Source organism: Sphingobium limneticum (assembly GCF_008710155.1).
In the GTDB taxonomy this organism is placed as follows: domain Bacteria; phylum Pseudomonadota; class Alphaproteobacteria; order Sphingomonadales; family Sphingomonadaceae; genus Sphingobium; species Sphingobium limneticum.
This window is the reverse complement of sequence record NZ_VYPZ01000018.1, coordinates 64,271-74,053: the sequence shown is the minus strand read 5'-3', so window position 1 is coordinate 74,053 and position 9,783 is coordinate 64,271. Positions and strand designations below refer to the sequence as shown.

Genomic DNA, 9,783 nt, shown 5'->3' with positions numbered 1-9,783 from the left:
CACGTAGGAAAACAACCCTTCGCTCCGGTAATCGCCGCCCCGCATCTCAAATCCTTCAACCTCAGTTGAAGGCGTCTGAATCACCTCAAGCGGCTCAAGGAAAGAGCCTTTTTCCGCAACCTGCTAAGGCCATCGCCTCCAGCACCACGCCTCCGCCAAATTCCCTTATGCTGGGACAGGCCAGAAAATCGCAATCGACCAACAATGTCTGCACCTGCCGATGCTCTACTGCGCCATGAATCGTGACCGCTTTATCGACGCGCATTTCCCTGACCAGCGCGGCGATAATATCGCGTTCCGGCCCGTCGCCGATGATGTCGAGATGCAGGGCATTCGCCCGCAACATGTCTTGTACCGCGCGGATTAGGACATCGGCGCATTTATACGGCACCAGCCGCCCGACAAACGCGCCACGCAGCGGCGCCTGCGCGCGCCTCGTCCGGCGCAAGGCAAAGCGAGCAGGGTCGATGCCATTTTCGGGAAGGTGAAAGCTGCGCGGTCGCGCCTGCTCCGGTAATTCCGAAAGGCTATGGAGCGATCCTGCCAATATCGCTGCAGCGTCGCGGCGGGTCGCCTTATAGCCAGGCAGCCATTTATAGGCGCCGCGCAGTTGCGACAGCCATTCCCGTTCGCGCGTTCGGCGATCCGCAAATCCGTCTGGCCATGGCAGCCCGCCATTGAGCGGCCCGACCACCAGCGGCACGCCCAATCGCTTGAGCCGGGCGGCAAGATAGGAGGGGGTCGTCGGGCTCATCGGCGTCAGGCGATGCACGATGTCATAGGCGCCGGCCTTCAAAGCGGGCCGGAACTTATCCCAGACCGCTTTTTCGAACGCATAGCATCCGATCGGCGCCAACGCCTGATAGATCGTCCAGCCACGATTGTCGCTCGCGCCCAGAAATCGCGCGACGCGAAATATCGTGCGCACCACGGCTTCGGTGTCGATGGTGGAAAAATCGCGGCCTTCCTGCCAGTCCATGGCCATGATGGCCGGACGATTGCGGATATGGGTCACCAGATGCACGTCCGCCTGCCGGGCCAGCGCCTCGGCAATGCACCACCCGATCAGCGGCACGCTCACCATGTCGGGATTGGCGATCTCCGCCAGCAGCAGCACGGTGTGGCGCCTTCGCACGGTCGGTGTGGATTTCTTCCCGGTACATTCAACCACCATAATATCGCTACCTGTCGCATCGGGGGCGGGGGGCTAGAATGGGGGCAGGAGCATGCCTCCTCGAACCCATGTGTCCGCTCACTATATGGACACAGCCTGCAACATCCGATCATGCCCATTGGGAGGGGATAAGTGCGTGGGGAAATCTCCGGCAATTTCAGGCATCACGCGCATGGATGTTCTGTGTCGGAAACCCGCCGCTTTGTTCGTGATGTTGTGTCTGGTGGGGTGCGGGGAAGGTGGCGTCGCCGCCGCGACGGATAAAGACCGCGCGGCGGCGACGCCGGTTTCGCGCTCCGTTTCGAGGCCGGCCCCGGGTGGTATGGCGATGGGCACCAATCTGGACGGCCTTGCCTATTGGAGCAGCGCCATGCCGGTGCTGGACCTGATGAAATCCGCGAGCGTCTGGCTGCCGCAGGCCGAAGGTGTCTACGACACGGGAGAAGCCATAGCGCAGGACCGTAACGGTTGGCCTCTGCTGCCGGTGGACGCCGCTATGCGCCGTTACCGCACGCTGCTCGTCAACATCCTGCATGACAATCCCGCTGCGCTGCCCGCCGAACGCTATGTCGTCCTCTATGAAGGCCATGGTGCGATCACGGCCGTCGATGTGGACGGAGCGCGGGTCTTATCCCGGATCGATGGGGAGTTGCATGTAAGCGCCGGGCGCGGCGGAAGCCTTTACTTGCGCATCGACGCCGATGGAGAGGGGCGTGATCCGATACGGAATATACGCGTCGTCAGGGCAGATTATCTGCCGCTCTACCGGGCCGGGCTGACATTCGACCCGGAGTTTCTAGAACGGATCAAATCCTTCCATGCGCTGCGCTTCATGGACTGGATGAACAGCAATGCGTTGTTCGCGCCCATAGGTGGTCCGCTGACGGACGAGGCGGCCATCGAGCGTGCGCCGCAACTGGACTGGGCGGATCGGCCCAGGCCCACGTCCATGCGTTGGGGGGAGGGCAGCCGCGGGGTGCCGGTCGAAGCCATGGTCGAACTGGCCAATCGTACGGGCGCCGAGCCGTGGTTCACCATGCCCGTCAACGCTAGCGACGATTATGTCCGCGGCTTTGCCTCCTATGTCCACGCGCAGCTGCGTCCCGACCTCAAAGTCCATGTCGAACTTTCCAATGAAGTCTGGAACTGGATATTCCCGCAGGCGCGCTATGCCCGCGCTCGCGCCCGCGCGATTTTCGGCCCCGATGGCGACGGGCTGGAATGGTATGGCATGCGCGCGGCGCAGGTGGGCATGATCTGGAAGCGGGCGTTCGGCGAAGCGGAGAAACGCGGGTTGCGATCGGGCAGGGTGGCGATGGTGTTCGGCACCCAGTTTGGCTGGCGCGGGCTGGAAGCGACCGGTCTTGAAACCCGGCATTGGCGCGACGGCAACGGACGGCCGATGCATGCCGCCGACTATTTCGACGAATATGCCATCACCGGCTATTATGATGGCACGATGAACGTCGATGACGCCGTGCCCATCGTCCAAAGCTGGTGGAAGGATGAGGATGGCGGCTATGGTCGTGCGATCGCAGAACTGAACGAGCGGATTACAGACTTCAACGCGCCGCTCTATCAATATCATGCAGGACGCGCGCGCGCGCATGGCCTTCGCCTCGTCAGCTATGAAAGCGGCTTTGGCGAATATACGCCCATATCCCAGCATGCTAATCAGCCTTACACGGATTTTCTGGCAAAATTGCAGCGCAGGCCGGAATTCAAGGCACTGGAAACCGCCAACTACAGCGCCTTTGCGCAAGCGGGCGGCAGCCTCTTCATGAACTTCGGCATCATCGGCACACCGTCCAAATGGGGGAACTGGTCGGCGCTCGAAACGATCCGGCAGACTGGTTCGCCACGATATGATGCGTTGATGACATGGCTGCGCTTGCATCCGCCCTCTTCGGCACGCGGACCGGCCATTGCCTATGCCGACGCCCGGATCGCACTGGGTGGGACGCAGGGAGAAACCTTTACCGGAACCGCACATGGCTATGATGTGCTGGTCGGAGGCAGCGGTAATGATCGCTTCTTTGCCGGGCGGGGATCGGGCAGCCGCATCGATGGGGGCGGGGGGCATGATATGCTTGTCCTGCCGGAGCGTCGGACATCCTATCGCTTCCAGGCGCAGCCATCGCAGGCCGTGGTGCAGGTGATCGGTCCTACCGGCGTGCAAAGCCTGACCCGCATCTCCAATGTGCGCTTTTCGGACGGGGCGCTGATCGACCTTGCAAGGCTCGTATCAGAGGATCGGAACGACCGGCTCGTCGGTGTGAAACGGGTTGCTGGCGTCTCTGCGCCTGAACAGGCCGGGCCATGAAAGGCGCAGCTTTATCCATCGCAGCCAGATTTTGGCGTCAGGATTGCGGCGCCATTGCAGATCGCGCTGATAGGCCAGGTAGGCAGGCGCAAAATCGTCGCTGAGATAGGACAGGCAGGCGTCGCTTGACATCGGTCTATATGGCCCGGCCAGGTCGGTCGTGAAATTCCACGCCATCTGTTGCAGTCTCTGCGCCGTGTCCTCTCGCATGCCAAAAGGGCGCTCGGGCGTATGAATGGCCCGCCCATATATTATCGCGGACGTCAGCAGCGCGACGAAATATGTGCCTGTCTCGGTAAGGTGGACGTCGTCCCGGAAAAGCGTGGCCATTGTCGCTCGCGCATCATGTCCTTTCAACCCGGGAACGGACATGGGCGACAGCGCCTGCTCGACCAGTGCGGCCAGCGCCGATCCGGCCGGGATCGTCATCAGGCGGTCGGCGCGGCCGGATGCCGCAAGATCATGGTTGACCCGATCCGCGACGCATCGCCATATGGGAGCAGCCGATCGCTCATAGGCGATCCATGATGCAGGATTGTCCATGTCGGCAACGGTCATCCACGCTTCAAAAACATAGGTCCGTGCCTGCGGATTCTGTTCGACCATGCGGTCATGAAAATCGCGCAAATATCGTATCATGTCGTTTCGCACGACAGCGTCCAGCAAGCTATGCTGTTCCGTGATGATCAACGTGTCATAGGGCTGGTTTCCATAGGAACCTGCCCGCTGAAGTTCCGACAGCACATCTATCGGCTGGTCATTCCTGTTTGTCCCCGCGGCATAGCCGGTCCAGCGGCCTGCACCCTGTCCCATGGTGCGATCCTTTATGGACGAGCCGGCCAGCTGCTGCATGTCCCATAGCAGAGGGCGGTCGATGCTTGCGGCAAGGCGTTCGAGATATTCAGGGAAGGGATGGTCCATCAGGCTATGGCCCGACAGGAACAGCCGCCGTGGACCGTCCGGACGCTGGTGGGATGCTGCCATCGGTGCCGCGATACCCGTCATCTGCGTCACGACCGGCGTCGCCGGACCGATTTGCGACAAAGCGACAGTCGCGATCCATAAGCTTTTGCGTCCATGCCGATGCCTCATGTCGTTCGACGGCGGATCACTTCGCCCGTCGGCGTTGCCATTGGCGAAAGATCTGGAAGATAAGGGGACCATCCACCAGATAGCGGCGCCACAATCGCCTGGGATCACGCGTCAGTCGAAACAGCCATTCCAGGCAAAGACGTTGCAGGATTTTGGGCGCCCGAGCCTGTTCCTCGGTCAGGAATTGCAAACTGGCCCCGATGCAAAGCCCGATCCCTACGGCCTGGCCGGTCCGGCTGATGCGGTAGGCGAGCAGTTCCTGCTGCGGGGATCCCACGGCAATGAAGACATAGCGGGCCTGCGCCGCAATGGTGAAGCGTACGGCATTTTGCGTCGCATCGGCATCGTGAATGAAACCCATTGGCGGCTCATGATGGATCAGCTGTGACAGGCCGAAGCGCTGTCGCAATATATCGACCATATCAGGGTTTCCGCCAATGATCGCGATCCGATCGTCAGCCTGAGCGATGTCTCGCAGCAGCGCGACGGTCAGGTCGCTGCCCGGCACGACCGGCAACGCCACACCAGCCCGTCGCGCCAGCTTTCCCAATATGCGGCTGTCGCACAGCGTGATCCAGGCATTGCGATAGATGGGCCACAGATCGGATCGCTTGCACTGGATGCGGACGACATGATCGACATTGGGCGTGACGATATAGGCAAAAGCCGCGTCTGTCGGTCGCCGTTCGATATCGTCCAACAGCTGGGCCTGATCACGCAGGCTGAATGCAAAGTCGAAAAATTCAAATGTCTGCGCCGGTGAATGATATTGCGAATATTGCGGAGCAACGGATTCTTCACCAATGTTCGCAGGGACTGCGTGCGTGGGAACGGACAATGTGAGGGACATGAAATCTTCCATCCTCGGCAGATGTGGGATGAGATCGGATCCGCACTGAACAGATTTGAAATTTCTATACATCCGCGCCGCAACATCGTGGCCGATTTAATATACGGGGGCATTATATCCCCGTATATTCTATCTACGGGTAAAAGCGCGGGCACCTATTCCGCATTTCAAGTGGTCAGAAATAGGACCATCCTCGAACGACTGACGGACACCTGTCGATCAAACTAGACTCGGCGCTCAACTGCTGGGGGCTGTCACGATGCTTGGCGCGCGATCCGATATTTATTTGCGCAAGCTGCTGCTTGTTGTCTCGCTACTACTGCTTTTTGCCGGCCCCTTTGCTGCCATCGCACAGCCCATAACGCCTCTGGCCCCACCAAGCGGTTCCGACCCTGAATATCGCATCAATCCGGGTGACGAACTCGACATATTGATTTGGGGGGAAGAGCGGTTGCAGCGCGTCGTGCGCGTCCTGCCCGATGGTACCTTCACCTTCCCCCTGGCGGGACGGATCGCGGCTGCCGATCGCACCGTGACGGAAATCGCCAACCAGATCCGGCTCAACATCGCACCCAATTACCGGGAAGGCGCGCCGGACATCACCGTTGCCGTGAGGGAGGCCACAGGCATGCGCTTCTATGTGATGGGCAAGGTCCGCACGCCGGGCGGATTTTCGTCCGGCAAGGCAGTCAACGTGATCCAGGCTCTGAGCATGGCCGGCGGGTTGGCGGAGTTTGCGGACGTAAAGAACGCCATCATCCTCAGGCATACGGCGCAAGGGCAGACGGTAGAGCGGGTGCGCCTTTCTGCCTTGCTGAAGGGCGCGCGCGGCATTGATCCGGGGCGGCTCGCCGCGCCTCTTCCTCTGCTGGAGGCGGGCGATGTCCTTCTCATTCCCTGATCGTCAGGCATGGGCCGCGGCCATCGTCATCCCGGCGATGATCGTCGTGCCGGCCAATAGCCGCACCGAACCGCGGCTGGACGTCGATATGTCGGTTCTGGCATCTCCCAATCCCCTGTTGCTGCAAGGCGAACGCAGAGGCGCGACCTCGCTAGAAGTGGCTGCATCGCCCGGCATCACCATCACCTCGCCAGGTGGATCGACCATGGATGCTGGCGGCACGATCAGATATCGCAACTATACACGGCGATATGGCCATTATCTGCTGGGCGATTTCCGTGTCGAGGGGCGCTATCGCGATAGCGAGTATCTCACTGTCGGTGGATGGGCGGGATATAGTCGGGCTCTGGCGATCGACCTGCTTGCATCCAGCGATGATGCGGCCGGCGATCCGCGCGGCATTCGCAACAGCTGGTATGGCGGCGTCGATGCGGCGTGGCGCCCCAATATCTATACGCTCATCACGCCGGACATAAGATTTGAACGAGCCGTCTATGCGGACAGCGATCTGCTGCGCAACGCAAACGCCTTGACCTTCAGCCTGGCTTACGCTCGCCGTGTCGGCCCTCGCACAAGTATAGGACTGCGCGCCCGCGATACCATGAATTCCGTGACCGGCATGGCCGGCATGAACAGTATGGCACTTTACGCCACGCTCAATCGCCAACTGGGGCCACGCGCACGCCTGCTGGCAGAACTCGGCGTGGAACGGGCAGGGCGTCAGATCGAATGGCTGGAAGACGTCAAAATGCGTCGGCCAGGCCGCACCCTGCTTGCAGGCCGGGTCGATCTGTGTCGGGAGCCGGAGGAAGGCGACCATGCGTTGACGGGCTGTTTTTCCGCCATGCTGAACTCGGAAATCAGCGGCTTTGGCGGCCTGCGCCGCGACGCGACGGTGTCGATATCGCTCAGCAAGGCTCTGGGCGAGCATTTCAAGCTGCGCGGTGTCAGCGAATATCGCCATTCCTCGCTGATCGGCGGATCGCTCGTGAGCGCACCTGCCCCAGGCATGCGGACTAGTACGACGGATGCGGTGCGTAACATCGTGATGCTGGACTGGAAGTTGCGCCCTAATGTGACTTTGACCGGCAGCGCTCAATATCTTCGCCGTCAACTGGTTACGGGAAAGCGTATCGGATCGGCCTTTATCGGCCTTCAACTGCGCTACCATTTCGGACAACGCAAATGAACGAAGATCTTAGCCAGAATGGCAGCGTGATCAGCCTGCCGGAACTCCTGGCCATTATTTACAGGCGGCGTTGGTGGATCATGGTACCGACGCTGATCGGGATATTGGTGGCGCTGGCGATCGCGCTGTTGATGACGCCAGCCTATCGTTCGCAAGCCACGCTGCTGATAGATTCGCCGCAGATCCCGACCAGCTTCGCCCCGGTGCGGACCGCCAATTACGCCAATGAACGTGTGGCAAAGATCCGGCAACAGATCATGAGCCGTTCCAACCTGACCAGATTGATCCGGGAAGGGGGGCTTTACGAACGGGAGCAGCGTTCGATGTCGTTCGACGACCTGCTAGGGGTCATGCGCAGCGCCATCGCCGTCGATCTGGTAAGCGCCAGCGGGAACCAGCGTCCGGGCGCTGCGACCGACACGATCGCATTCGACCTGTCCTTCACCTATTTCGACCCTGACGCCACCCATGCCGTCGCCGAGAAACTCGTCGCGATGTTCATGACCGAGGACAAGAGGCTACGGACCGAGCAGGCCGTGGGCACCGCTGCCTTTCTGGGGCGGCGCGTCGATGATTTACGTAATCAGATGGTCGCGCTGGAAGGCAAACGCCGGGAGATAGAGAGCCGTTATGCCGGCGCTCTTCCAGATCAGGTAGCGTTGAGCGCGCAATCGGGGTCATCGCTGCGTTCGGAGGTGTCCCGGCTGGATGCGGAAACACAAGGCCTTGTGCAGCAGAACAGCCTGCTTGCGACGCGGAGCGAGGAAATCGCGGCCGCGCCTCGGCCAGAATTGGACGCGTTGCGCAAGGCCGAAGAACGTGTCGCGCAATTGGGCGCCACTTATTCGGACACGCATCCTGATGTGATCGCTGCGCAAATTGCCGTCGATCGGCAGCGGCGCGTCGCTCAAAGGTCGGCGGGGCCGATGCCGGGCAGCGGCGCGGTAGCGTCTGAAATGGGGGCCACGCGCGCGCGTATCGCTATGCTGGCCGCACGCCGGAACGAACTGGTGGGAACGATCGCGCAGATGGAGCGTGTAACGGCGCTTGCGCCGCAAGCGACCTATGAGTTGAACAATCTGGAACGCGATTACGACAATCTGAAACGCCAATATCAGGACGTGCGCGACACGCAGATGGAGGCGCAGGTCGCCGCCAGCCTTCAGGCAGAGGATAAGGGCGAGCGATTTTCGGTCGTGAACGCGGCCAGTGCGCCGCTCGACCCCATTCGTCCCAAAAGAATGCAACTGCTGATCAGCGGCCTTCTGGGCGGGTTCGTCGTCGGATTGATGTTGGTCATAATTTGGGAATTCATCGCCGGCCCGATCCATGGCGAGGGTGCGGTGGCGCGGTTGATGGACTGTCCGCCGCTTGCCGTCATCCCGATATTGGCGCCCGGCATGGCGATGCCGATATTGGAGCGCGCGCGCCGCTTCTTGCGGTTGCCGTCTAAACGGTCCGACATCCTTCGATCGGGAGTGGAATGATGGCGACCATAGCCAAGGGCACCGCGATCACGGTCGCACATGCAGCCGGAAGACGAGATGTCATTCTCGACCGGTCGCTGCTGCTCGACAATGGCATATTCGGGCTGGAACATATGGATCAGCGCGCACGCAGCTTCATCCTGCTGCGGTCCCAGATCATGAACGGCTTTCACGCCGATGGCGGCAGGATATTGGCGATTACGTCGACCCAGGCGGGCAACGGAAAGACGTTCGTCACCACAAATCTGGCGACGGCGCTGTGCCTGATCCAACCGACGATATTGATCGATTTCGACCTTCGCCGGCCGACGATGGCGGATCGCTTTGGGCTGACGGTGAAGGCCGGCGTGGACGATTATCTGCTGGGCGACTGCGAATGGGAAGATGTCGGGCAAAAGGCGAGAGGACTGGATCTGACATTATTCCCGGTTCGGCTGCCTCGGCAGGATTCCTCGACCCTTCTTGCGTCGGGGCGAATGGCAGGAGCGATACGGGCGATTCAGTCGGCATCCCATCAACCCATCTGCATTATCGACACGCCACCTGCCCTTGTTCTGGACGACATCATGCTGATCGGGCGCAATGCCGACGGTATCGTGATGGTGATAGAGGAAGGGCGCACCACGGCGAGGGATGTGAAGCAAGTCTTGCGGCTGCTCAGCCCGACGCGGATTGTCGGATCGGTGCTGAACAAGTCCATAACCGCGAGGCGGGATCGTTATGGATATGATTATTATGAAGCACCCTGATCGCCGCCATGGCCTGTG

At 60.8% G+C, this 9,783-nt stretch carries 8 protein-coding genes; 5 read left to right on the top strand and 3 right to left on the bottom strand.

Annotated elements, in window-relative coordinates; translation table 11 throughout:
* Nucleotides 1–94: 94 nt before the first annotated feature.
* Nucleotides 95–1,174: a glycosyltransferase family 4 protein gene (locus tag F4U94_RS17560; protein ID WP_150412116.1), complete on the bottom strand. Its 1,080-nt coding sequence runs from the start codon at nt 1,172–1,174 to the stop codon at nt 95–97.
* A gap of 172 nt (nt 1,175–1,346) precedes the next feature.
* Here F4U94_RS17560 and F4U94_RS17555 point away from each other — a divergent pair, with 172 nt between their 5' ends.
* Entirely contained in the window at nt 1,347–3,497 is a 2,151-nt protein-coding gene (locus F4U94_RS17555; protein WP_161600413.1) for a hypothetical protein, read from the top strand.
* Here F4U94_RS17555 and F4U94_RS17550 read toward each other — a convergent pair.
* Nucleotides 3,420–4,541 (bottom strand): hypothetical protein, encoded by a 1,122-nt coding sequence (locus F4U94_RS17550; RefSeq protein ID WP_150412114.1) that lies wholly within the window; start codon nt 4,539–4,541, stop codon nt 3,420–3,422. The genes F4U94_RS17555 and F4U94_RS17550 overlap by 78 nt on opposite strands.
* Before the next feature lie 64 nt (nt 4,542–4,605).
* Nucleotides 4,606–5,439: a WecB/TagA/CpsF family glycosyltransferase gene (locus tag F4U94_RS17545; protein WP_120253475.1), complete on the bottom strand. Its 834-nt coding sequence runs from the start codon at nt 5,437–5,439 to the stop codon at nt 4,606–4,608.
* A gap of 286 nt (nt 5,440–5,725) precedes the next feature.
* On the opposite strand from F4U94_RS17545, the gene F4U94_RS17540 reads away from it, so the two are divergent.
* From F4U94_RS17540 to F4U94_RS17525, 4 genes are read left to right on the top strand one after another with little or no spacing between them, the layout of a single operon-like run.
* Nucleotides 5,726–6,340 (top strand): polysaccharide biosynthesis/export family protein, encoded by a 615-nt coding sequence (locus F4U94_RS17540; RefSeq protein ID WP_246171638.1) that lies wholly within the window; start codon nt 5,726–5,728, stop codon nt 6,338–6,340.
* Nucleotides 6,321–7,529: a hypothetical protein gene (locus F4U94_RS17535; RefSeq protein WP_120252606.1), complete on the top strand. Its 1,209-nt coding sequence runs from the start codon at nt 6,321–6,323 to the stop codon at nt 7,527–7,529. The genes F4U94_RS17540 and F4U94_RS17535 overlap by 20 nt, the downstream gene beginning before the upstream one ends.
* Nucleotides 7,526–9,016, top strand: a complete 1,491-nt coding sequence (locus tag F4U94_RS17530) for a GumC family protein (protein ID WP_120252607.1) — start codon at nt 7,526–7,528, stop codon at nt 9,014–9,016. The genes F4U94_RS17535 and F4U94_RS17530 overlap by 4 nt, the downstream gene beginning before the upstream one ends.
* Nucleotides 9,013–9,765 (top strand): CpsD/CapB family tyrosine-protein kinase, encoded by a 753-nt coding sequence (locus F4U94_RS17525; protein WP_120252608.1) that lies wholly within the window; start codon nt 9,013–9,015, stop codon nt 9,763–9,765. Before F4U94_RS17530 ends, F4U94_RS17525 begins: the two co-directional genes overlap by 4 nt.
* Nucleotides 9,766–9,783 lie beyond the last annotated feature (18 nt).

Excerpts from the sequence above, each read along its gene's own strand:
- F4U94_RS17560 (WP_150412116.1), bottom strand. The coding sequence starts at position 1,174 with ATGGTGGTTGAATGTACCGGGAAGAAATCCACACCGACCGTGCGAAGG.
- F4U94_RS17555 (WP_161600413.1), top strand. The coding sequence starts at position 1,347 with ATGGATGTTCTGTGTCGGAAACCCGCCGCTTTGTTCGTGATGTTGTGT.
- F4U94_RS17545 (WP_120253475.1), bottom strand. The coding sequence starts at position 5,439 with ATGTCCCTCACATTGTCCGTTCCCACGCACGCAGTCCCTGCGAACATT.
- F4U94_RS17535 (WP_120252606.1), top strand. The coding sequence starts at position 6,321 with ATGTCCTTCTCATTCCCTGATCGTCAGGCATGGGCCGCGGCCATCGTC.
- F4U94_RS17530 (WP_120252607.1), top strand. The coding sequence starts at position 7,526 with ATGAACGAAGATCTTAGCCAGAATGGCAGCGTGATCAGCCTGCCGGAA.
- F4U94_RS17525 (WP_120252608.1), top strand. The coding sequence starts at position 9,013 with ATGATGGCGACCATAGCCAAGGGCACCGCGATCACGGTCGCACATGCA.